The 22,430-nt window shown below is 63.2% G+C and carries 25 protein-coding genes; 11 read left to right on the forward strand and 14 right to left on the reverse strand.

The features are described 5' to 3' along the window. The first annotated feature begins 12 nt into the window (after positions 1-12). Positions 13-777 (forward strand): PIG-L deacetylase family protein, encoded by a 765-nt coding sequence (locus BV82_RS16040; protein WP_036994837.1) that lies wholly within the window; start codon positions 13-15, stop codon positions 775-777. A gap of 68 nt (positions 778-845) precedes the next feature. Here BV82_RS16040 and BV82_RS16045 read toward each other — a convergent pair whose 3' ends face one another. Then, entirely contained in the window at positions 846-1,769 is a 924-nt protein-coding gene (locus BV82_RS16045; RefSeq protein WP_010223809.1) for a LysR family transcriptional regulator, read from the reverse strand. 113 nt (positions 1,770-1,882) lie between these two features. Between BV82_RS16045 and BV82_RS16050 the strand changes: the two genes are divergently transcribed. Together BV82_RS16050 and BV82_RS16055 are read left to right on the forward strand one after the other, a co-directional pair. Further along, positions 1,883-3,079, forward strand: a complete 1,197-nt coding sequence (locus BV82_RS16050) for an MFS transporter (RefSeq protein WP_010223810.1) — start codon at positions 1,883-1,885, stop codon at positions 3,077-3,079. 9 nt (positions 3,080-3,088) lie between these two features. Continuing rightward, positions 3,089-3,487: a hypothetical protein gene (locus tag BV82_RS16055; protein ID WP_036994835.1), complete on the forward strand. Its 399-nt coding sequence runs from the start codon at positions 3,089-3,091 to the stop codon at positions 3,485-3,487. Here the strand turns inward: BV82_RS16055 and ku are convergent, their stop codons facing one another. Both ku and BV82_RS26745 read right to left on the reverse strand, forming a co-directional pair. Further along, complete coding sequence (gene ku / locus BV82_RS16060) at positions 3,488-4,351, reverse strand: non-homologous end joining protein Ku (protein WP_036994834.1); 864 nt, start codon at positions 4,349-4,351, stop codon at positions 3,488-3,490. A gap of 13 nt (positions 4,352-4,364) precedes the next feature. Next, a complete protein-coding gene (locus BV82_RS26745; RefSeq protein ID WP_420831642.1) occupies positions 4,365-4,868 on the reverse strand; it encodes a PSPA7_2676 family Cys-rich small protein in 504 nt (167 codons plus the stop codon). Here BV82_RS26745 and BV82_RS16065 point away from each other — a divergent pair. Then, a complete protein-coding gene (locus tag BV82_RS16065; protein WP_036994832.1) occupies positions 4,753-5,262 on the forward strand; it encodes a DUF4142 domain-containing protein in 510 nt (169 codons plus the stop codon). The two genes, BV82_RS26745 and BV82_RS16065, sit on opposite strands and share 116 nt — an antisense overlap. Positions 5,263-5,276: 14 nt before the next feature. Continuing rightward, positions 5,277-5,564 (forward strand): hypothetical protein, encoded by a 288-nt coding sequence (locus BV82_RS16070; RefSeq protein WP_010223819.1) that lies wholly within the window; start codon positions 5,277-5,279, stop codon positions 5,562-5,564. Positions 5,565-5,604: 40 nt separating this feature from the next. On the opposite strand, the gene BV82_RS16075 is transcribed toward BV82_RS16070, so the two are convergent. Then, positions 5,605-5,772 carry a metallothionein gene (locus BV82_RS16075; protein ID WP_010223820.1) on the reverse strand — a complete coding sequence of 56 codons (168 nt, stop codon included), beginning with the start codon at positions 5,770-5,772 and terminating at the stop codon, positions 5,605-5,607. A 147-nt stretch (positions 5,773-5,919) separates the two neighbouring features. Between BV82_RS16075 and BV82_RS16080 the strand changes: the two genes are divergently transcribed. Then, positions 5,920-6,534 (forward strand): Yip1 family protein, encoded by a 615-nt coding sequence (locus BV82_RS16080; protein WP_036994830.1) that lies wholly within the window; start codon positions 5,920-5,922, stop codon positions 6,532-6,534. Between the two features lie 21 nt (positions 6,535-6,555). On the opposite strand, the gene BV82_RS16085 is transcribed toward BV82_RS16080, so the two are convergent. After that, the gene (locus BV82_RS16085) at positions 6,556-6,828 is read right to left on the reverse strand and encodes a DUF1652 domain-containing protein (RefSeq protein ID WP_081492810.1); all 273 of its coding nucleotides are present in this window, start codon (positions 6,826-6,828) and stop codon (positions 6,556-6,558) included. A gap of 229 nt (positions 6,829-7,057) precedes the next feature. Between BV82_RS16085 and BV82_RS16090 the strand changes: the two genes are divergently transcribed. The 3 genes from BV82_RS16090 to BV82_RS16100 all read left to right on the forward strand — a co-directional run bounded on the left by BV82_RS16090 (position 7,058) and on the right by BV82_RS16100 (position 8,163). Next, a complete protein-coding gene (locus tag BV82_RS16090) occupies positions 7,058-7,225 on the forward strand; it encodes a KGG domain-containing protein (protein WP_081492811.1) in 168 nt (55 codons plus the stop codon). Between the two features lie 49 nt (positions 7,226-7,274). Further along, positions 7,275-7,835, forward strand: a complete 561-nt coding sequence (locus BV82_RS16095; protein ID WP_010223824.1) for an ATP-dependent Clp protease proteolytic subunit — start codon at positions 7,275-7,277, stop codon at positions 7,833-7,835. Between the two features lie 100 nt (positions 7,836-7,935). Next, on the forward strand, positions 7,936-8,163 hold the full coding sequence (locus BV82_RS16100) for a DUF6555 family protein (RefSeq protein ID WP_036994827.1): 228 nt from the start codon (positions 7,936-7,938) through the stop codon (positions 8,161-8,163). A gap of 1 nt (position 8,164) precedes the next feature. On the opposite strand, the gene BV82_RS16105 is transcribed toward BV82_RS16100, so the two are convergent. From BV82_RS16105 to BV82_RS16120, 4 genes are all read right to left on the reverse strand, one after another. Continuing rightward, complete coding sequence (locus BV82_RS16105) at positions 8,165-9,079, reverse strand: DNA-3-methyladenine glycosylase family protein (RefSeq protein ID WP_010223828.1); 915 nt, start codon at positions 9,077-9,079, stop codon at positions 8,165-8,167. A gap of 142 nt (positions 9,080-9,221) precedes the next feature. Then, a complete protein-coding gene (ycaC, locus tag BV82_RS16110; RefSeq protein ID WP_010223830.1) occupies positions 9,222-9,848 on the reverse strand; it encodes an isochorismate family cysteine hydrolase YcaC in 627 nt (208 codons plus the stop codon). A gap of 51 nt (positions 9,849-9,899) precedes the next feature. Beyond that, positions 9,900-10,586, reverse strand: a complete 687-nt coding sequence (locus BV82_RS16115) for a hydrolase (RefSeq protein ID WP_010223832.1) — start codon at positions 10,584-10,586, stop codon at positions 9,900-9,902. Positions 10,587-10,613: 27 nt separating this feature from the next. After that, positions 10,614-11,504, reverse strand: coding sequence for a pirin family protein (locus BV82_RS16120; protein ID WP_010223834.1), 891 nt, complete (start codon positions 11,502-11,504; stop codon positions 10,614-10,616). 96 nt (positions 11,505-11,600) lie between these two features. On the opposite strand from BV82_RS16120, the gene BV82_RS16125 reads away from it, so the two are divergent. Continuing rightward, entirely contained in the window at positions 11,601-12,509 is a 909-nt protein-coding gene (locus tag BV82_RS16125; protein ID WP_026001379.1) for a LysR family transcriptional regulator, read from the forward strand. A 19-nt stretch (positions 12,510-12,528) separates the two neighbouring features. On the opposite strand, the gene BV82_RS16130 is transcribed toward BV82_RS16125, so the two are convergent. After that, positions 12,529-16,485 carry a glycosyltransferase gene (locus BV82_RS16130; RefSeq protein WP_036994826.1) on the reverse strand — a complete coding sequence of 1,319 codons (3,957 nt, stop codon included), beginning with the start codon at positions 16,483-16,485 and terminating at the stop codon, positions 12,529-12,531. 93 nt (positions 16,486-16,578) lie between these two features. Here BV82_RS16130 and BV82_RS16135 point away from each other — a divergent pair, with 93 nt between their 5' ends. Continuing rightward, positions 16,579-17,358: an AraC family transcriptional regulator gene (locus tag BV82_RS16135; protein WP_036994825.1), complete on the forward strand. Its 780-nt coding sequence runs from the start codon at positions 16,579-16,581 to the stop codon at positions 17,356-17,358. Here the strand turns inward: BV82_RS16135 and BV82_RS16140 are convergent, their stop codons facing one another. The 4 genes from BV82_RS16140 to BV82_RS16155 form a co-directional block, all read right to left on the reverse strand. Beyond that, on the reverse strand, positions 17,359-18,873 hold the full coding sequence (locus BV82_RS16140; protein ID WP_036994824.1) for an MDR family MFS transporter: 1,515 nt from the start codon (positions 18,871-18,873) through the stop codon (positions 17,359-17,361). It lies immediately after the preceding gene. Next, positions 18,863-19,990: an HlyD family secretion protein gene (locus BV82_RS16145; RefSeq protein ID WP_036994823.1), complete on the reverse strand. Its 1,128-nt coding sequence runs from the start codon at positions 19,988-19,990 to the stop codon at positions 18,863-18,865. Before BV82_RS16145 ends, BV82_RS16140 begins: the two co-directional genes overlap by 11 nt. Next, positions 19,987-21,444 carry an efflux transporter outer membrane subunit gene (locus BV82_RS16150; protein WP_036994822.1) on the reverse strand — a complete coding sequence of 486 codons (1,458 nt, stop codon included), beginning with the start codon at positions 21,442-21,444 and terminating at the stop codon, positions 19,987-19,989. The genes BV82_RS16145 and BV82_RS16150 overlap by 4 nt, the downstream gene beginning before the upstream one ends. Positions 21,445-21,549: 105 nt before the next feature. Continuing rightward, a complete protein-coding gene (locus tag BV82_RS16155; RefSeq protein ID WP_036994820.1) occupies positions 21,550-22,422 on the reverse strand; it encodes an alpha/beta fold hydrolase in 873 nt (290 codons plus the stop codon). Positions 22,423-22,430: the final 8 nt, after the last annotated feature.

Consider the following 22,430-nt stretch of genomic DNA (forward strand, 5'->3'; position numbering starts at 1 on the left):
AGGCTGGCGGCTATGACCCTGCAGAGACCGCAAAACCCGATCCAGGCACCGGGCACGCCCTTGGCGCACTGGCAATCCTCCACGACCCTGCAAGCGGTGCCGGCCATCAGCCACGATCAATTGGTGCCGCGTGGCGGCCGCCTGGTGGTGGTCGCCCCGCACCCGGATGACGAAGTGCTCGGCTGCGGCGGCGTGCTGGCCGGCATGCGTGGCCGCGAGCAGGATCTGCTGCTGATCTCGGTCAGCGACGGCGAAGCCAGCCATCCTGATTCGCGCCACTGGACCAGCGAACGCCTGCGCCAGCAACGCCCGCGGGAAAGCGCCGACGCCTTGCGCCGCCTGGGCCTGGACCTGACCCGGCTGAGCTGGCTGCGCCTGGGCCTGGCGGACGGCGCCGTGGCCAATCATGAACGCTGGCTGGCCGAACGCCTGGTGCAACTGCTGCGCGCCAGCGACCGGGTCCTGACCACTTGGCGCCTGGACGGCCACTGCGACCATGAAGCGGTCGGCCGCGCCTGTGCCCGCGCTTGCGAAACCGTCGGTGCGCGCTTGATCGAAGTGCCGATCTGGGCCTGGCACTGGGCCCGCCCCAGCGACCCGCGCCTGCCCTGGCAGCGCGCCCACAAGCTGTTCCTCGACCGCGCGGTGCTGGCCCTCAAGCAGCAGGCCGTCGCCGCCCACACCAGCCAGCTGCAGGCCGACGAGCAGACCCCGCCGGTCCTCGACCGCGAGGCCCTGGCACGCCTGCTGCAACCGTTCGAACTGGTGTTCACATGAGCGTATCGGCACGCTGTTTCGAGTAACGCATCAAACAACGCGGCCTGCCCGGCGACTGGGGCACTTTCTCAACAACCTCGGCGACCCGGCTCGGGCATCGCCAGCCAGGCCTTGATGAAATCGATCCAGGCGCGAACCTTGCGCGGTACATGGCGGCTGGACGGATACAGGGCATACACGCTCTGCGCCGCGAAGCGGTACCCGGGCAGGCCGTCGAGCAACTGCCCGCTGGCCAGGTCATCGGCCACCAGCCAGTCGGGCAACAAGGTAACGCCCGCGCCCTGCAGGGCAAAGGCACGCAGGATCGAGGCATTGTCGGCCACCAGCAACGGCGTACCCTGCGGCGCGAACACTGCGCGGCGCCCCTTGTCGCCCAGCAGCTCCCAGCGATTGTTCTGCTCGAAACGGCTGTGCACCAGTTGCGCGACGTTAGCCAGGTGCTCGGGGGCGTTGATCAGCTGAGCCCCATGAACGGCCAACAGGCTCGGTGCCAGCACCAGGCGCACGTTGTAGGTCGCCAGGCACACGCCGCGATAATTGGAGTCCTGCGCCTGGCCCAGGCGAATGGCGACATCGAAGCGCTCGCGCACCAGGTCAACCTGCGCCGTATGGGTCTCCAGGCGCACGCTCAGCCCCGGGTGCAGGCGGCAGAACGCCTGCAGTGCCGGGGCGAGGACTTTCAGCCCGTACTCGACCGTGGAGGTAATCCGCAAGCTGCCCTGCAAGCCACTGTGTTCGGCGCGCGCCTCGTCGATGGCGATGCGCGCGTCTTCGACCACCTGCAGGCAGCGCTGGTAAAAGCGCTCACCGGCGTCAGTCAGGGCGATCCGGCGGGTGGTGCGGGTCAGCAGGGTGACCCCCAGTTCAGCTTCCAGCTGCTTGATACTGAAGCTGACCGCAGCGCGGGTTTGCTGCAAGCGCTCGGCGGCCCCCGTGAAGGAGCCGGCCTGGACCACGGCGCAAAACAGTTCGAATCGGTCGAGGCTGACCATGCAATGCCTTCGCCATTGTCAAAATAACTCAACCAATCTGCCGGGTTTTCGCGTCTTATTCAAGCACCTGCAAGTCTCTAGACTGCGCTTTTCTTCGGCCCATCGAACTGCTCATGCCTTATCGTGCGAAAGTCACCCTGGTCTACCTGCTGGGTTTCACCCTCGACCTGCTCAACATGTTCGCCCTCAACGCCGCCTACCCGGCGCTGGGCCAGGAACTGCACGCCTCGGTGGCGCAACTGAGCTGGACCAGCAACCTGTACATGCTCGGCCTGACCCTGGTGATCCCGCTGGGCACCTGGCTGGCCGCGCGTCTGGGCGAACGCCAGACACTGCTGCTTTCGCTGGCGCTGTTCGGCCTGGGATCGGCCCTTGCGGGCAGCGCCGGTTCGATCGAGGGCCTGCTCGCCTGGCGCCTGCTGCAAGGCCTCGGTGGCGGCCTGCTGATTCCGGTGGGCCAGGCCATGGCCTATCGCTTATATGCACCCGAGCAGCGCCACCACCTGACCTCGCTGGTGATGATGGTGGCCCTGCTGGTCCCGGCCGTGTCGCCGGCACTGGGTGGCGTGGTGGTCGATCAGGGTTCGTGGCGCTGGATCTTCTTGGCCATGCTGCCGCTGACCTTGATTGCAGGCGTACTGGTGCTGGCCTGGCTGCCTGCGAACCTGCCCTTGCCTGCCCCACAGCCAATGCTTGACCTGCGCCTGCTCGGCCAGCCGCTGCTGCGCACGGCAATGCTGATTTACCTGTGCGTGCCGGGCGTATTCATCGGCGCCAACCTGGTGGCGGCGTTGTACCTGCAACAGCGCCTTGGGTTGAACGCCACAGCCACCGGCGCGCTGATGCTGCCCTGGGCGCTGGGCGCCTTGGGTGCCATTGCCGTTGTCCGCTGGCGCTTCAACCTGACCGGGCCCAAACGCCTGCTGAGCGCCGGGATATTGATCCAATGCACTGCACTGTTGTGGCTGGCCTCGCCGTGGGTCGCTGCGCATCCGGCCTGGCTGGCGCTGATTTTCGCCCTGCTGGGCCTTGGCAGCAGCCTGTGCAGCAGCAGTGCGCAAAGCCTGGCATTCCTGGCCATCGCGCCGGAGCAGATGGGCCAGGCCAGCGCCTTGTGGAACCTCAACCGGCAACTGAGCTTTTGCCTCGGCGTCGCCGTGCTCGGCGCCACGCTCAATCATCTGCTGCCGGCGCCGCAAGCATTTGCCCACAGCTTCATCCTCGCTGCGCTGCTGACCCTGCTACCGCTGCCGATGGTTTTCAAACTGCCCGGGGCTCGCACCCTGGGGCTTTGCACCACCCCTACCTGAGCCCTGCCCATGAACCAAAACACCCCCGCATTCAAGGAAGTCATCGATGCCCACGTCGCCATTGAACAATGGCTGTCGGGCAACGCCCCGGCTGACCAGTTCGACGCGCTGATGGCGCGTTTCAGCCGGCAATTCTCAATGATCACCCTGCCCGGCAAGGTGATCGATTACCAAGGCCTGCACAGTGTGTTTCAGCACGCCTACGGCAAGCGTGCGGGCCTGGAAATCGGCATCGATGAGCTGCAATTGATCGCCACAGGCCCGAACCTGTCGGTGGTCAGCTATCGCGAGTGGCAGGCCGACGCGGCAGGCAACCGCTCAGTACGGCGCTCGACCGTGGTCTTCGAACACAACACCAATGGCGCCCTGCGCTGGCGCCATCTGCATGAAACGCCAGTGACGGACTGATCAGGCTTTCTTGCGCGGCTTGCTGGTGCCTGCCGGTTTTTTCGCGGCCGGCGCCGCCTTCTTCGCGGCCGGCTTGCGCCCGCCCAGGCTGCGTTTGAGCAGTTCGGTAAGGTCGATGATGTCGGCGCTTTTCTGTTCGCCTTCGCCCTCCAGCGGCTCGACCGTGGCGATCTTGCCCTGGCGGGCCTTCTCTTCGACCAGGCTCATGATGGTGTCCTTGAAGTCGTTACGATAGTCCTCGGGCGTCCAATGCCCGCTCATGTCCTCGACCAGGCGCGTGGCCATTTGCAGCTCGCGCTTGTCGAGGCTTGAATCGCGCACGCTGGCGTCCAGGTCCAGGCTGTCCAGGCCGCGCACTTCCTCGGGCCAGCGCAGGGTGATCATCACCAGCGCGTCCTCGAGCGGGCGCAGCAGCGCCAGGTGCTGCTGGGTGTGCAGCACCACCTTGGCCAGGGCCACCTTGCCGGTGCTCTCCAGGGTTTCGCGCAGCAAGGCATAGACCTTGCCGCCACGCCGGTCGGGGCTCAGGTAGTACGGGGTGTCGAACTGCTGAAGAGGGATTTCGCCGCTGTCGACGAACGAGAAGATGTCGATGGTCTGGGTCGCTTGCGGGCGCGCCTGGCGGATCTCCTCTTCGCTGATCACCACATACTGGCCCTTCTGATACTGCACGCCCTTGACGATATGCTCGCGGGCGATCTCCTTGCCGGTGACCTTGTTCACCCGCTTGTAGCCCACCGGCTCCATGCTGCGCTCGTCGAGCCAGTCGAAGTCGACCCGGTCGCTGCTGATAGCAGTACTCAACGACACCGGGATATGCACCAGGCCGAAGCTGATTGCACCTTTCCAGATGACTCTGGCCATGACCTCTTTCCTCTTAACACGTAGCGTGCCAGCGCACGGCGCCGCAGCGCTCACAACGCTGGCATAGCAGCGCACCTTCGCCCTCGGGCTCATCGCACCAGTGGCAGCCCTTGAACAGACAGATAATGGTCATGGGGCCCTCCCATGGGGCGTTTGGACCACCCCTTACCTGTTGTGACTGCGCCAGGCGCCGAAGGTTTGCTGCGATTGCCGTCAGGACAGCGGATTGCCACCGGTGACGACGAACACGTTGCCGTTGATGCAACTCGATTACTGGCTGGCCAGCAGCATACACCGTGGCGCCAGTGGTCCGTAGACAGCAATCGGGCTGAACTCTGACGCCTGGGGCCTTTCGTAAAACTAACAGCTGCATGCTGTTTACGCCCCGGGAGATACCGCTTATGAACCCTTTTATCCGTCCCATCCGCCTTGTCCTGTGCCTGTGCGTCGTGCTTAGTGCCAGTACCCAGGCTGACAGCAACAATGCCTTCGTCAGCGAAGCGATCGGTGCCGGCATGGCTGAAATCCAGACCAGCCAGTTGGCCCTGGAAAAAACCCAATCGCCCCAGGTAAAGGCATTTGCCCAGCAGATGATCAAGGATCACACTAAAGCTAATCAGCACCTGCTCGATCTTGCCAAGCAACATGGCTTCAGCGTCCCGGATGACGCAGCCCTCACCAGCAAGGCGCGCAAGATGATGTTGCAGGTGCAGGACGGCGCGTCGTTCGATGCGGCCTATGCCATCCATCAGGTCGACGCCCATGAGCAGGCGGTGCGCCTGTTCGACGAAGAGAGCCGGTCTACCTCGGACCCTGACGATCTGCGCACCTTTGCCAAGTCCACGCTGGCGACCCTCAAGCACCACCTGGAAATGGCCAAGCAACTGCAGAACGCGCACCGCAAGAACTGAAGGAGGCCCTTGGTATGAGAAAGGTCAGCCCGGCCTGCCCGACCTGCCTGCAGATCGACTTCGTCCAGGACACGCTGTTCGGTCCCATCGCCCACAGCGCCGAATGTGAAGTGCAACTGGCACCGCTGAACATCAACGGCCTGCCTGGCTTGCGCATGCAGGTACAGGCGCCCGTACCCGACAAGCTTGAGCGTTCGCACAGCGTGGCGTTTGTCTGGGAAGGCCGCACCTATCGCGGGATTGTCCAGTATCACCGGCGCTGCGATGACGGCGGCTTGCAGTTGCAGCTGGAGTTACAGTGAACACGTGTGGGAGCGGCGGTGCGACGCGCCCACCGTTCGGTCAGCGTTTGGGGCTGGCGGCGCATCCACAGCCACTGCTATTGCACGGTTTGCCGGACGGATGGTGCTCGGCACAGGCCTGACAACAATAGGCCCTGCCCTCGCTCATCACCGGATGTTCACCCAGCTTGCAGTTGCAACCTGGGCAGGCACAGGTTTGTGCGTTCATGGCGTTGACTCCTTGGGTAGTGCTAGTCACATGTCAGTGACCAGACAATACCGGGAGTGGTTCAAAAAAAATGAAACCCCAGCGCAGGCCAAGTCTCCATAGAACAGGGAGAGGTGTTTTCTACTCTGCTCACCCTCGGAGGTCACCATGAGTACCCATCTGGTTCAACTCTTCACCCACCCCGACGACGCCTGGATGGAAATTCGCCAGGAAGAAGAACTGCACCCGCGTCACTACCTGCCGCACCTGCTGCTGATGGCGCTGATTCCCGCCCTGTGCCTGTTCATTGGCACCACCAGTATTGGCTGGAGCCTGGCCGGCACCGAGCGGGTACGCCTGAGTGTGACCAGCGCCGCCGAACTGGGCGTGCTGCTGTACGCCACCAGCGTGCTCGGGCTGATAATCATGGGCGGGTTCATTCGCTGGATGTCACGCACCTTCGACGCACGTCCCACGCTCAATCAATGCATCGGTTTTGCCGCCTACACGGCCACGCCATACTTCGTCGCCGGTGTCGCCGGGCTCTACCCCGGACGCTGGCTGGCGCTGATCGTGCTGGCTGTGGCGTCGGCCTATGCGACCTTTCTGCTCTACATTGGCCTGCCGACTTTTCTGCGCCTGCGCAAGGAAGACGGCCTGCTGTATTCGACCAGTGTCTGGGCGGTGGGGTTGTTGGTACTGGTGACCATCCTGGTGTCGATGATCCTGTTCTGGTTCAACGTGCTCAACCCTGAATACCTGCGCCCGGCCAGCTTTGGCTGACCGGGCATCCGGGCTGAGTCTTCAGACCATCGCTTGGGGCGTAAGGGGAATATGGCTACGCCCCAGGCGCTGTTCTTCACGCACCTGGGCGACCAGGGCGGCCAGTTCATGGCAGGTGGTAAGGCTGTGCACATGGATTCCGGTGACGGTCAGGCACTCGCCGAGGGTATCGCCCTGCCCCAGTTGAAGGGTCAGATGCTCACCATCGAGGCAGGACACGATGCACCGTTCAGGCAGAAAGGCCTGTTCGATCAGATGGCACAGCTCAAGCGTAGAAACACCAATCAGTGACATGATTCGATCCTCGTGTCGTAAGGCCCGAATATTGAGTTAGTACCCGACCAGCCCCAGATGCCAATTGTAATTGCTGATACCGCACCGCTACCCCATACAAGGCAGCAATGGTCGATGCCCTGACCGTTCGTCATGAAGCGGCGAAATATTTCAAACTTTGCCCAGCGCGGCCGTCTCCCAACTTATGTAAGGCAAACGCCTTGCGAACATTCACAAGAGGAAGAGAATCATGGCTAACAAAGGCACTTCGAATCCCGGGAATTTCGCTAACGACAAGCAAAAAGCATCTGATGCCGGGAAAAAAGGTGGCCAGGCCTCCGGCGCAGCTGGCCAGCCCCGCAAGCCTGACATGGACAAGGACCAGCCCCGCAAACCCAGTGGTGGCGGCCGTAGCTGACGGACGAAAGACCGGCGCACGTCATGTGCGTCGGTCCCGAGAGAGCGCAATGAGCCAACAGGTGATCCACTTCCATTGCCAGATCGATCAGGACACCACCGAGCGCTTTCGCGATCGGTGCCTGCAGGCCATCGCTGATGGCGCCACCTCGTTGCTGCTGTTTCTGTCGACCACTGGCGGCAGCACCAACTTCGGGTTCTCGCTCTACAGCTTTCTCAAGTCCTTGCCGGTACCGCTGTGCGCTGTCAATGCCGGCAACATCGAGTCAATGGGCATCATCATGTACCTGGCAGCCGCCGAGCGCGTCGCCGCACCGCATTCACGCTTTCTCATCCACCCCATGACCTGGCACTTCAGCCAAAGCGCAGTGGACCATTCGCGCCTGCGTGAATACCTCTCGAGCCTGAACAACGACCTGGAGCGCTACGTGCGCATCTTCGAGCAGGAGACCGCCCAGGCCGAGCGCAAGCTGGACATTTTTCATTGTCTGTCGACCGAAGAAAAGGTCATTCCCGCCTATGACTCGTTGGCCTGTGGTATCGCTCACCGCCTAGAGCAGGTGGTGTTTGCCAAGGATGCCCGGCACCTGAGCGTCAGCGGCACCCACTGACGGGCTGAAATCCAATGGAATTTTTCTGCAGGCGCAGCACTCACTAAAAGCATTGAAGAGATTTTCCTGGTCACTGCTCTGTAAGGATCTTTCCAGCCCCATGGAAAACGCAAAACTGTTCGTCATCGACTACCAACTGCACGGCGATCACAAGTCCTTTATCGTCCGCGCCGAAACGATGGACAACGCCGATGCCTGGCACTGGGCTAGTTGCGACGCCGGTATTGGTCGAATAGGCCGTTACGGACACGAAAAAGTGAAAAAAGTCAGCAGGCCCCTGGCCGAGCGCTACGGTATTAGCGATGTGAAGTGGCGCCAGTCCGGTTGAGTCAGCTCAGCGACGCCCACAAGTGCTGGGCGGCATAGGCGCGCCATGGGCGCCAGGCCTGAGCGCGCTGTGCCAGTTGCGCCTCGGGGCCCTCCAGCAGGCGCAAGGCCTTGATCAGGGCTACATCCCCTAGCGGCAAGGCATCGGCCGCGCCCATCTGGCGCAGGGCCAGGTAGTGGGCGCTCCACGGGCCGATACCGCGCAAACGGCACAGGCGCTGGACCCAGGCCTCCAGGTCACGGTCCGGGCCAAACAGCTGCGGGTCCTCGCGCAGAGCCCGGGCCAGGGTCGACAAGGTCGCGGCCCGGGAGCGCGGCATGCCCAGGCCACTGAGGTCGACGTCAACAATGGCCTCGGCCCTGGGGAACACATGGGTCAAGCCGGGCAACTGCTGCACATGCGCGGGGAGTCGCTGGCCGTAGCCCGCCACCATCCGCCCGGCCAGGGTGATGGCCCCGGCCACGCTGATCTGCTGGCCCAGCACGGTACGCATGGCTTGCTCGAACGCGTCCCAGCCGCGCGGCACACGCAGCCCCGGACGCAGGCTGATCAGTTGCGCCATCAACGGGTCGCGACTGAGCTGCGCCTGGATCTTGTGCGGTTCGGCATCCAGGTCAAACACCCGTCGGACCCTGGCCAGCATACCTGGCAGCGCTCGCGCAGAGGCGCCGAATACGGTGACTTTCAGCCGGTGCCCACGCGCCTGAGACACCTGGACGATGCCCTGGCCCTGGGCAAGATCGAAGCTGCGCGCATACACCCCCGCCACGACCGTCTCGACCCCGGTGATCGCCCGCGCGGCAAAGAACCCCAGCAGCGACGGCCAGTGCAACGGTGGCTGATAGGGCAGCCAGAAGCTGATGACGCTGCCCGGCCGCACGGTGCGACGATGGCCAGCCAAGGTGGAAGATTTCATGCGCCGATCATCACCTGCGCAAACCTCACGACGCCAGAGGTTTCGCAGAATTTCGGCGCCCCAAAGGTCTGCCCTTCAGGGGGATGTCGATACGACGACGGCCGGGCTACGCTAGCGCCCGGCCGTTGATCAGTGCACGGCGTTATTTGCCGTTGGTGAGGGTGTTGTAGCTGGTCATCAGGTTACGGTAGTCGGGGATGTGGTTGGAGAACAAGGTACCCAGGCCTTCGATGTCGTTGCGCCAGTCGCGGTGCAGCTCACAGGCCAGGCCGAACCAGGTCATCAACTGCGCGCCGGCTTGTGACATGCGGTTCCAGGCCGAGTCGCGGGTCAGCTCGTTGAACGTACCGGAAGCATCGGTGACCACGAACACGTCAAAACCTTCTTCCAGGGCCGACAGCGCCGGGAAGGCCACACACACTTCAGTCACCACCCCGGCAATGATCAGTTGCTTCTTGCCGGTGGCCTTGACCGCCTTGACGAAGTCTTCGTTGTCCCAGGCGTTGATCTGCCCGGGGCGGGCGATGTACGGCGCCTCGGGGAACTGCGCCTTGAGCTCGGGCACCAGCGGGCCATTGGGGCCGGTTTCAAAGCTGGTGGTGAGGATGGTCGGCAGCTTGAAGTACTTGGCCAGGTCGCCAACGGCCAGCACGTTGTTCTTGAAGCGATCCGGGTCGATGTCTCGAACCAGCGACAGCAGGCCGGTCTGGTGGTCGACCAGCAGGACGGCAGCGTTGTTCTTGTCCAGACGGACGTAGGGCTTGGTCATGGTCTTACTCCTTGCGTTGAGACGCCGGTGCCGGGCACCGGACATGAGGGATCAGCGTTGGGAATCGAGCAGTTCGTTGTCGCGGGCCACCTGTTGCGCCTTGAGGTAGCTTTCGATCAGCAATTGGTAATGCGGGAACACAGAACTGTAGGCTTCGGCCCACTGCTGGGCGTCTTCGCGGTTCCAGGTGCGCTGGACTTCCGAGCACACCGCGGCGGTGTCCATCGGCACCACACCGGCCTGCATGATGCGCGCCAGGGTGATTTCCTGGGCCATCTTCGAATAAGTACCGCTGGCATCGATCACCGCAAATACTTTATAGCCGGCATTGACCGCACTGATGCTCGGAAAGGCCATGCACACGCTGGTGATGGTGCCGGCGATGATCAGGGTCTTGCGTCCGGTCTTCTCTACGGCGGCAACGAATTCGGGATTGTCCCAGGCGTTTATTTCACCTTTGCGTGCCACGTACTGGGCGTGCGGCGCGGCTTCGTGAATTTCCGGGATCAACGGACCATTGGGCCCCTGCGGCACGGAGGCAGTGGTGATGACCGGGATCCTGGCGAGCGATGCGATCTTGGCCAGGGTGATGGCATTGGCCCGCAACTCGGTCATGGGCATGTCCTTGACCGTCTGGAACAGGCCGCTCTGATGGTCGATCAGCAGCATCGCAGCGTCATCGGGGTCGATGCGCGGGACCTGACCGTTGAAGTTGGCAACGTTGGCAAATGTACTCATGGCATATTCTCCTTCGGGTTTATGAGACTAGTTGTGGTGACGCGGCCCGGCCTGCCCGCTCATCTGGCCGAAGCGTCCGGCGCGAAAATCGTCGAAGGCCTCGGCGATTTCGGCATCGCTGTTCATCACGAATGGGCCGTAACCGACAATCGGCTCGTCCAGCGGTTCGCCACTCAGTAGCAGCACCGATACATCGCTTTGCGCTTCAAGCAGCAGCTCGTCACCGGCGCGGTCGAACAGCACCAGTTGCGCGGCACCGACCTGGCGCTCGCCGTTGACCAGCAACTGGCCACGCAACACCACCAGCGCCGTGCTGCGCCCAGCGGCGCTAGGCAGGCGTAGCGGCGCGCCGGCCTTCAGTTGCAGGTCCCAGACATCCATGGGCGTAAAGGTCTGCGCCGGCCCCTGATGGCCACGGAATGCACCGGCAATTACCCGCAAGGTGCCAGCGCCGTTGCCCAGCGGCACCTGCGGGATGTCAGTGCTGAGCAGGGTCTGGTAACCGGCCGGCGCCGATTTGTCCTTGGCCGGCAGGTTGACCCACAGTTGGACCATCTCCAGGGTGCCACCCTTGGCGGCGAAGGCTGGCGAGTGGAACTCCTCGTGGAGAATCCCGCCGGCAGCGGTCATCCACTGCACATCGCCCGGGCCGATCAGGCCGCCGGCACCCGTGGAGTCGCGGTGCTCCAGTTCGCCCTGGTAGACGATAGTCACGGTTTCAAAACCGCGATGAGGATGCTGGCCGACCCCGCGACGTGCGGTGGTCGGGGTGAAGTCGTGGGGGCCGGCATAGTCCAGCAGCAGGAACGGGCTGATGTGCTGGGCCAGGTTGTCGTAGGTAAACAGGCTACGGACCGGGAAGCCATCACCCACCCAATGCGGGTGCGGGCTGCTGTAGACGCCTTGGATCTTTTTCATCAGATGCCTCCTCTCGTGCATGGCTATAACCATACGAGCGCAACGACATCGGCGGTAGATCGGTTAAACTGCCCTCAGCGTTCCATTTGGAGAACACTGGTGGAAGACCTCAACGACCTTTACTACTTTGCCCAGGTGGTCGATCACGGCGGCTTTGCCCCCGCCGGCCGCGCCCTGGACATGCCCAAGTCCAAGCTCAGCCGGCGCATTGCCGGGCTGGAAGAACGCCTGGGCGTGCGCCTGATCCAGCGCTCGACCCGGCATTTTTCAGTGACCGAAATCGGCCAGGCCTACTATCGCCATTGCCTGGCCATGCTGGTCGAAGCCGAGGGCGCGGCCGAACTGATCGAGCGCAACCGTGCCGAACCCCAGGGCATCGTGCGCTTGAGTTGCCCGACGGCGCTGCTGGATTTCTGGGTGGGGGCCATGCTCACCCGCTTCATGGTCCAGTGCCCGCTGGTGCAGTTGCATATCGAAAGCACCAACCGTCAGGTCGACCTGATCCAGGAAGGCATCGACATCGCCCTGCGTGTGCGCGTACCGCCGCTGGAAAGCAGCGACCTGGTGATGAAGGTCTTGGCGCGCAGCACCCAGTACCTGGTGGCGGCGCCGTCAGTGCTTGAGCGCCTGCCGCAGCGGCCGGTGCCTGCCGACCTCAGCAGCCTGCCCAGCCTGCACTGGGGCTATCCGCAGCGCGACTATCACTGGCACCTGCTCGGCCCCGACGGCGCCCGCGCCAGCCTGCGGCACAACCCGCGGCTGGTGACCGATGACCTGGTGGTATTGCGTCAGGCCGCCGTGGCCGGCGTGGGCGTGGTGCACCTGCCGCTGGTGGTGATCCGCGAAGAACTCGAAGCCGGCCGGCTGGTGCAAGCCACGCCGAACTGGGCACCGGAGTGCGGCGTGGTGCATGCGGTGTTTGCCTCGCGCCGCGGATTGCTGCCGTCGGTGCGCAGCTTGCTGGATTTTCTCGCGGCGGAGTTCGAGGCCAGTGATATAGCGTAAGGGGATGTCCGCTTTTTCCTTATGGCGTTGGAAACGAGCAACCCAGACGTTTGAGCGTTTCGCTCATCCAGAACGGCAAATGGCCGTTGCGCTTTTGTAGATACGTCAGGAATTCCGTACGCCATTCGGAGGGTGCGTCGTCAGCACCCAGAAAATGTTCAGCCAATGCCGATATCAAGAAATAACCTGTTTTCCACGCATGTTGATCAGCACGATTAAGGCTTTCCCAATGCTCGAAAGCGCTTTGCAAATGCGCCTGATCGGGAACCGCTATCGCGCACAACCACAAGCGCTGAAAAGCAATACCTTGAACCTCGGGATGCGTTTCCATTTCCAAAGGTTTTCTCGCTTCGGCATACAGGTCCTGGCCTGAGTCCAGCCAGCGCCACATGGCCACTAACAATCGACACTTCTCTCGATCGATGCCGTGCCGATACAGCAGATGAGCTTCATTCAGCCCTTGATAGCCCTTCAACGCAACGTCGCCCACCTCAAGCGCCTTGGCAATATTTCCATGCTCGCCGAGAATCAGCGAGTAGCTGTACCCCGCGTCAGCCAGATCGATTGTGAAGCGCTCAGGTTTGGCCTCCGCCAGCCTGGTGGCAATCGAATACCCTTCTTCGATATATGAAATAGCCTCTTCCATGTCGCCCTGCTGCGACAACCGATTGGCATAATTATTCAGCGAGATAACCCAGTCCGGATCATCAGGGTATCCGCGGCATTCGATAAGCTGACGGTAAGACTCCAATGAACGTTTGGCGGTCTGAAGGGCATCTTCATCACATCCGTTGTTCCCCAACAAATTACTGTAACGATTGTACGCAACCCCCATATTTTTATGGTACTGCGAAATATTGGCCTGGCTGGCACTTCGATGCAGTTCCAAGGACTGCTTGACGTAGTCAATGGCCTTGTCGCCCTGCCCGCACTCATCCAGTCGCAGTGCATACAAGCCAAGCACCTTTGCCCGTTGCTGTACCATGATCGTGCCGTGCTTGCGAACCAACACCAGCGCTTCCTCAATCGCGGACATGGCACTGTCCGACATGCCAAACTCGGCGCGATGCTGAGAGATGTCACAAAGAAGGTCTATCAGGGCCGGGGTATGCCTTGGATCTCGCTGAGCAATGGATCGCGAGACACTCAACGCCTGCTCCATTGTGTCCTTCGCCAACACCGACTGACCAATGTAGCGAAGCGTTTTCGAGTGCCATTTCAAGGCGGACGACCGTGCAACATCGCCCTTACGTCCAGCCTTGTCATTTTTGTCACTAAAGTGTCCGACCAGCACTTCCCCTACCTGCTGGCGCAATCCAAGTAACGCGATCATTTCAACCTGTAATTTGTCCTTCAACGCACCGGCCACTTGTATTTTTCGCTTAGGACTCATCTGCGAAAAAATACCTTCCAGGATGCCAGGCAGTGGGCTGCGGGTTTCCAGACAAACAGCAATCCAGCCATCCATGGTTGCTGAAAACTGCCGATCCATCACTTCAAACACCGTGGGCGCAAGATCCTCCCGATAGCGCAGCATCCGTGCAACAACCGTTAATGCCGAACGGACCTGGCTGCCGCTGCCCTCGGCCAGCACGCGCTCGAACACAGAACCGCCGTGCTCCAGCAATACTTTCGCCACCAGCGCTTCTCCCAACAAGTCAGGGCGCAGTGCTTGCAGCCCTTGTCGATCAGGATAGAGCGGGGTCAAGACATCGTAGAGACGCTTAAGGTTGGCGCGTTCCTCTGCTTTCAAATCGAGAATATCATCGAGTACCCGAGCGGTCGGTATGCCACTGATTAACGTCGACAAGGTCATCAGCATTGTCGCTTGACGGAGCGACTGGACGTCCGCCAACCCCTGTGCTGCCAAGGTCTTCTGCCAATACTCCGACTCACGGTTGAGCACCGCCCTGGGCAATCCCTCGGCGGACTTTGCAGACTCCCCTCGCAACGTCATCAGTGCCGCCATCTGGATGAACAGCGGCCGATCAAAATGCTCGGCTTCAAGGTTGGGCTGAAGATCAACTGCGCCGATGTTCAAATGCTGAGCAAATGCCAGCGAGGCTTCCTGATACGCGCGCTGACGACTGGCCACAGACTCATGAAGCATAGGCAGTTGATAAGGGCCACTCGTTTGCGACCCGCTCAGCACGCCTTCACACTCGCTGTCGTGTTCTGGCAGCCGCCGCCACCATTCGCCGCCATCTCGGGCAAGAAGCAGTATACGTATCGGCTGTTCGAGCCGACCGTTGTGCAAGACTTTAATCAGTGCCAGCAATGCGTCCTGTCGGGTTTCGGCATAGTCGATCACAATCAGCGAAGGTTGCTTGGCAGCCTTCAGCTGATCAGCCACCCGAGCCATGCTGCTGGCGGTAAACTCGCTGGACAGTATGCCGCTGAGCCAGCCACTCTCCCGCAAGCGCTGACACAACTCCAATCCCAGGCGGGTTTTCCCCACCCCTCCAGCACCGGTGAGTAGCCTGATTGCCAATGAATGGGTGGGGGCCTTGACCCAGTCCAACTGCAGGTTCAAGAACGGCTCGCGATCCTTGTCAAAAGGCACCACAGCCGCTTCCGCGCGCAGCAGTTGGCTATCGCTGTGGCCCATTGCGGCGCTCGATCGGCCAGGGCAACTGAGCCAGTCAAATTCAAGTGGCGTTTGCGCCGCTGTGGACACGCTGGGAACTGATGTAGTTGCCGATTCAGAAATGTCCCAACCCAATGCGTTCGCACAGGCTCTGGCACACGCGGTCCAGGTAAACTCAGCTGCCAGCGCCTCACGCAAACTAGCGGCCTGCCTGCGCTTGGACGAATCATTGCCGACCACATTCAACGCGCCGACCAACTGTTGTATGTCCTGCTCCTTGTAAAAAGGATCGATATTGCTACCACGCACATCGATAGACGTTACATGCCCCTTGTACAAACCTTCCTGCCATTCCTCCAGCATCTGGTAAGCACCACTTTTGTCGCTGATGACAACTGGCACACCCGCCGCGATAGCTTCCCAGGCAACCAAGCCGAAGCCTTCATGCCAGGACGGCATCATCGCCACACTGGCGTTTCGGATATCCGTGAACAGCGCCTTGCGGTCTGTGGTAAATGGAAGCGCCTTAAGGTTGTACGCACGGTCCGCGTGCTGCTCGGCGAAGCAGCGCAGTTCAAGTTCTGCTTCGCCGATCTGTTCACTTTCGCTTTTCTCGAAGTCGACGCCACGCAGCAACAAGCTCGGGTGCCGTTTGGCAAGGAACACGTTGTCCAGATGAGGCGTGGTGTCCGCGACTCGTATGGCCTGGGAGAACGCTGCGACCCCCAGATGAGCCTGTTTGATCTTGCGCGCGTCCTCACTCAAGCGCCCACTCAGGATCGCCTTGAAATTACGCGGCGCCGCTCCTTTCGCGTCAATTTCCGGCAACCCTGGCACCAGCATCGCAACGGCGCCGTCTTCGCGCAGATCGAGAAGCGCATCTCTTAACAGTGGGCCCACGGCCATGACCACATCGGCAGATTGAAACAACGCCCGCTGCTGATCCTCCTTGCCGCGAGCATCCACGCTGTTTTCCGCGAACGCTTCATAATGGCTGTAACTCATGTGGTGGATCAGCGCCGACCGCCCCTTCCATTCGCGCGCCGCAGCCACAGCGATATCTCCGGTAATACGATCATGGCCCAGCCAGACCGTATCCGTCCCCAAGCTCACTTTTTCAGCATCAAGCGCGTTGCGTACGCTCGATTTCAGCTCGGGAGAAAAATGCTTCTGCCCTTCCAGCCCGAGCGAAATCAGGCGAACCTGCTTGCTTGCCGCATCGACAAAGTCCTCGTCGTTTGCCCAGAGCACGACGCAGACCGTTTCGACTTGCCGGCAGCACAAGATGGCAAACGCCCCCAACAGGTCATAGTTGAAGCTGTTTATACCGCCGAAACGGGTTCCCCAGCTGGTGGCGAAACTGACGAGGGTGTTGAGCGCCTGGGCCATGCGTAACTCTTGATTCAGATAGAAGGACCCATCAATAATGGCATTTTAGAACCTTGGATCCAACAACTATGCCGCCTTCGGGTCAGCGGATGAATGCCTACCACCGTGACTAACCCGCCCATCCTCACCCTGGCCGAAAACTACCGCCACGGCGAACGCATCGCTGCCCATTGCCACAACCGCGCACAGTTGATCCACGCCTTGAGCGGGGTCATCACGGTCAACTCGCTGCAGGGCAGTTGGGTGGTGCCGCCAGGGCGTGGTGTGTGGGTGCCGGCGGCGGTCGAACACGACCTGAAGATGGCCGGCGCGGTACGCATGCGTACCCTGTTCATCGACCCACAAGCGCGCACGGATCTGCCCCAGGGCTGCCAGGTGATCGACATCTCGCCGCTGCTGCGCCAGCTGATCATCAGCGCCATGGACATTCCCGCCGACTACCCGCGCACAGGGCGCGACGAGCGGGTCATGCAATTGATCCTCGATGAGATCCGCGTGCTGCCGATCATGGCCCTGCACGTGCCCTCCCCCCGCGACCCACAACTGGCCGAGCTGTGCCAGGCCCTGCGGGATGCGCCCAGTGAAGACTGGAACCTTGCGCGCGCCGCCCGCCTGATCGGCACCAGCGCCCGCACCCTGACCCGCGCCTTCCAGCGTGAAACCGGCTTGAGCTTCATCCAGTGGCTGCGACGCATGCGCCTGTTGGCCAGCCTCGACTCGCTGGCCGCCGGGCATCCCATCCTCGATGTGGCGCTGGACCTGGGCTACGACAGCCCCAGCGCCTTCAGCGCCATGTTCCGCCGCACCCTGGGGGTGTCGCCCTCAGCCTATTTTGGCAAAGCCCAGGCCTATGGCACGGCGCAGCCGGACTGATCAGCCGTCTTTCTGACGCAGCAGCAACGAGGCCAGGGCGCAGGCGGCCAGGGCCAGGCACGACAGGTAGAAGGCGTCCGAATAAGCCATCAGGTAAGCCTGCTGGCGCACGCTATGATCGATCAGGCTCAGCGTCTGCATCACCTGCGGCGCCTGCACATCGACCAGCCCGCGCGGCAGACGCTGCTGCAAGGCGCCGTCGAACATCGTCACCGCCTCGCCGATACGCTCGGAATGAAAGCGCTCACGCTGGGACACCAACTGCGTGAGCAACGCCGTGCCCACCGCGCCGCCGAGGTTGCGTAGCATCGAGATCAACGCCGAGGCCGAGCCCGCCTGGGCCTTGTCCAGGCCTTTGACCGCCAGCACCGAGAGCGCCACCATGATCAGCGGCTGGCCGATGCCGCGCACCACGGTAGAGGGGATGATCACGTTGGCGGCGGCATCGTCCGACAAATGCGCCCCCAGCCAACACCCCAAGGCCATGATCGCGAAGCCACTGGCCACCAGCAACTTGGCATTGAGCCAGCGCATCAGCCGCGGCAACAATGGCGCCAGCAGCAACTGGACCATGCCATAGGCGATCAGGCTGATGCCGATCTCGCGGGCGTTGTAACCCTGCACCAGCGACAGGTAGTTGGGCACCAGAAACACCAGGCCGAACGTCGCCGCGCCGAACACCGCCATGGCCAGGCTGGCGACGCCAAAGTTGTAACTGGCCAGCAGGCGCAGGTTGATAAAGGGCCGCTCGCCCCACAACTGCCGGTGGATGAACAGCACCAGGGCGACACCTGCAAACAGGCTGAAACCGATGATGAATGAGGAGTCGAACCAGTCCTTGCGTCCGCCCTCCTCCAGCACGATCTGCAACGCCCCCAGGCCCAGGGCCATGGCGGCGATGCCCAGCCAGTCGGCCTGGCGCAGCTTGCGCCGGTCCCCGGCCTGGGCGCCGATCGACCAGGCCACCGCCGCAATCAGCGCCACCCCCGGGAGCAACTGCAACAGGAAAATCCAGCGCCATGAATAAGCGTCGGTGAGCCAGCCGCCAATCGATGGCCCGGCCGCCTGGGCAACGCTGTTGGACAGGCTGAACAAGGCCATGCCCAGCGGGATCTTGCTGGCCGGCAGTTCAGTGATGATCAGCTGCATAGACAGGGGGATCAGCACCGCCCCGGAGGCGCCCTGAATCACCCGGAGGGCGATCATCGCCTGCAGGCTCGGCGCCAGGGCGCAACTGACCGAACTGAGCAGAAACACCACCGAGCCCACCAGCATCACTCGGCGCAGGGAGAACACCTGCACCAGCCAGGCGGTGAGCGGGATCATGCTGATTTCCGCGACCAGGTAGGCCGTGGAGATCCACGAGCCTTCCTCGAAGCTGGCCCCCAGCGCGCCTTCGATCTCCGGCAAGGCGGCACTGGTGACGTGCACGTTCATCCCGGCCATGAAGCAGCCGAACAGGCCGCCGATCACCGCCACCCAGGCGCGCAGCGAGACCTTGTCTTCAGCGGCCATGATCGGCCTCCCGGGTATCGACCGTGGCGATCACCGACATGCCCGGCAGCAGTTGCGCTTCACCGGCGGCCGGCGGGTCGAGCTGGATGCGCACCGGGAAGCGCTGGACGATTTTGGTGAAGTTGCCGGTGGCGTTGTCTGGCGGCAACAGCGCGAACACCGCACCGGAGCCGGGCGACACGCTGTCGACCGTGCCCTGCCAGTGGCGGCCGAAGGTGTCGACTTCAAGCCTGACCCGCTGACCGGGGCGCAGGTGCTCAAGCTGGGTTTCCTTGTAGTTGGCGACCACATAGGCCTGGGCCACCGGCACCACCGCCAGCAATGGCAAACCGGGGGTGACGTACTGCTGCTGGCGCACCTTGCGCTGGCCGATCACGCCATCGAAAGGTGCGCGGATTTCGGTGTCGGCCAGGGCGTTCTCGGCCAGGCCCAGCTCGGCCTCGGCCTGTTCCAGCGCGGCCTGGCGTGCAGCCAGATCGGCCTGCGCCTGTTGCCGCTGGCTGCTCAGCACCTGTTGCCGCGCCTGCTGGCGCTCAAGCTCGGCGGCGGCCGCGCGCAACAGCGCGTGAGCCTTGACCCGGCTGGCGCTGGCGCTTTCCAGGCGCTGGGCACTGGCGGCCTGTTGCCCGGCCAGTTGCCGGTAGCGCTGCCAGTCGAGCTGTGCACGCCGCGCTTCGCCTGCACAGGCGGCATGCTCGGCCTGGGCGCGGGCGATGGCCTGGCGTTGCTCGTCCAGTTGCGCAGCGAAGGTCCTCAGGCGCGCCTGTTGTGCCTGCACGGCGGCGGCGCTGGCGGCCTGTTGCGCGCGGGCCTGGCGCAGGCGCTGCTGGTAGTCGCGGGCATCCAGGCGCACCAGCACGTCACCGGCCTTGACCCTGGCATTGTCGGCCACCCGCACCTCGGCCACATAACCTGCCAGCCGCGCGCTGACCGGCGCCCAGTCGGCGCGCACGTAGGCATCATCGGTCTGTTCGAAAAAGCGCGCGCTGCTCCACCAGTAACCGCCATAGGCCAGCACGGCCAACAGCCCGGCGGTGCCCAGCGCATAGCGGGCGTGCCGGCGGCGGGTCAATTGCGCGCCGACACGCTGCGGATCGGGGGTAACGACCTGGTTCATGGGCGGGCTCCGGTGTGCAAGGCAAGGGATTGAGGAGTGTCGGTACGCTGCCAGCCGCCGCCGAGGGCACGGAACAGCTCGACCTGGCGCTCCAACAGGCGCAAGTCGGCTTCGGCCAGCTCGGCCTGCTGGCGGACCAGGGTGCGTTGACTGTCGAGCAGCTCCAGGCCGTCCACGGCGCCAGCGTCCAGGTTCAGCCGGACAAGCTCGAAGGCGCGCTGGCTCTGGGCGGTGGCGCGGGCCAGGGCCGCGCGCTGCTGGCGTTCGCCGGCATACAGCGCCAAGGCCTGCTCTACGTCGCGCAAAGCCCCCAGCACCACGCTGTCGAAGCGCGCCAGTGCGCCGTCGCTGCTCGCGTGTGCTTGCTCGACCCGGGCATGGGCCTGCGCGCGGTTGGGAAAGCGCCAACTGATCATGGGGCCGATGGCAAAGGTCAACGCCTTGCTGTCGCCCATGGCGCCGAAAGTGGCCGCTGAAGACTCCAGCGCCGCGCCAAACTGCACCTGCGGATACAGTTGCGCTTTGGCCGTGTCGATCCGTGCCCGCGCGGCGAACAACTGGCGTTCGGCCTGGCGGATGTCCGGGCGGCGCTGCAACAGGCTCCAGGCATCGCCCACTGGCAATGGCCGGGCAATGCTGGGCAGGCGCTGGCAATGGCTGGCCTGTTGATCCAGGTGCTGCGGCGGCTGGCCACTGAGTACCGCCAGCTCGAACAAGGCGGCCTGGCGCTGGCCCTGCAACCGAGGCAACAGCGCCCGGGTCTGCTCCAGCAGGCTTTGCTGGCGGTTGATGTCCAGCGCCGTGAGGACCCCGGCGGCCTGTTGCTGACGCGTCAGGGCCAGGCTGCCTTGCAGCACCGCCACTGATTGAAGCTGCACCTCGCGGCGAGCGCCGAGGGCGCACACGCGCAAGTAGGCGCGTGTGGTTTGTGCCGCCACATTGACCCGCAGCCCATCACGGGCAGCCTGCGCCGCCTCGGCATCGGCGCGCGCGGCCACGATGCTGGCGGCAACCCGGCCCCACAGGTCAAGTTCGTAGTCCAGGGCAAATTGCGCTTCATGCTGCCACTGGCTGTCAGCATGGCTATCGCTGGCTTGTGCCAGGGTCTGGTCATCGCCATCGCGGCCATAGCGATAGCCATACCCCAGCCGCGTCGTTGGCCAGCGGCCGGCAGCGGCGCTGCGCAAGCCACCGAGCAATACCTGCACATTAGCCTGGGCAGCGGCCAGCTCACGGTTATGCGCAAGGGCGGCTTGCACCAGCCGATCCAGCTGCGGGTCGTGGTACAGCGACCACCAATCCTGCGGCAACGCCTGCGCATGCGTGCCGGCGGTACGGCTCAGTTCGACGTCGGGCCGCAGTGCCGGTGCCAGCGCCCGGCCCTCGTCAAATTGGCTACACGCCCCGCTCAGTAACACGCCTGCGCACAGCAACGGCCAACGCGCCTGTCCCATGCTGCCTCTCCTGTTGTTGTCTGTGGAGGGGCAGCTTAGGGAATGGCGAGCTGTCGTTCGCTCGTGATCAGGCCACCTATCGTCGCAAAATGGACAACGACCCGATCACCTCAACAGGAAGGTCTCGACCTGCTCGCAGCACGCCGCCGGGTCTTCCTGCATGAAGCAGTGTCCGCCCGGCACCTGGCTGGCGGTGACATGCTTGTTGGTCTGGGCCCAACGCTGCACCGACTGCGGCACGAAGGGATAGGTGGACTGGCCATAAAGCACCAGGCTCGGGGTGGTCACCTGGGTCAGCGAAGCCCACATGCGCCGCGGGAAGGAGCTGAAGATTTCCACCTCACGGCTGGGCCGGCACTTGAGCACCACGCCTTCGCCGCAATCGCCGATGGCGTGTTCGATATAGGCCTGCAACGCCGATTCGCTCCAGCCCTTGAAGATCCCCCGCCCCTCCAGCGACGCCCGCGCCGCGCTGCGGTCTGGCCAGTGGCTGCGGCGGGTAGCGGCCTTGCGTGCCAGGGCATGTCGACGGTGCAGGCCAACCAGGGCGGCGGCGCCCATGATGCCCATCATCGCACGGGTGAACAGCACCGGATCGAGCAGCACTGCGCGCTGGAACAACTGCGGTTGCTGCGCCAGCATCAAGCCGGTCAGTACCCCGCCAAAGCTGTGGCCGACGGCAAACCGCGGCACCTCGCCGTATTCGCCGCGCCCGGCCTCGAAGGCTTCGATGGCCAGCTGCGCGCTGCGGTTCCAGCCGGCGAACGGGCCACCATGATCACTGTCGCCATGGCCCTGGACATCGCACAGCCACAGGTCGAACCGCTCGGCCAGGCGCGCCAGCAATGGCTGGTAGGCCAGGCAGCAAAAACCGTTGCCGTGGAGAAAATGCAGCAACGGTTTGCCACTGGCTGGGGAGCGCCAGCCGCGCAGGGTGAAGCCAGCACTTGTGTCATGGGACCAGGGAATCAACTGCATGTGCCAGC

Origin of the sequence: Pseudomonas donghuensis, assembly GCF_000696345.2 — a bacterium.
GTDB classification, from domain to species: domain Bacteria; phylum Pseudomonadota; class Gammaproteobacteria; order Pseudomonadales; family Pseudomonadaceae; genus Aquipseudomonas; species Aquipseudomonas donghuensis.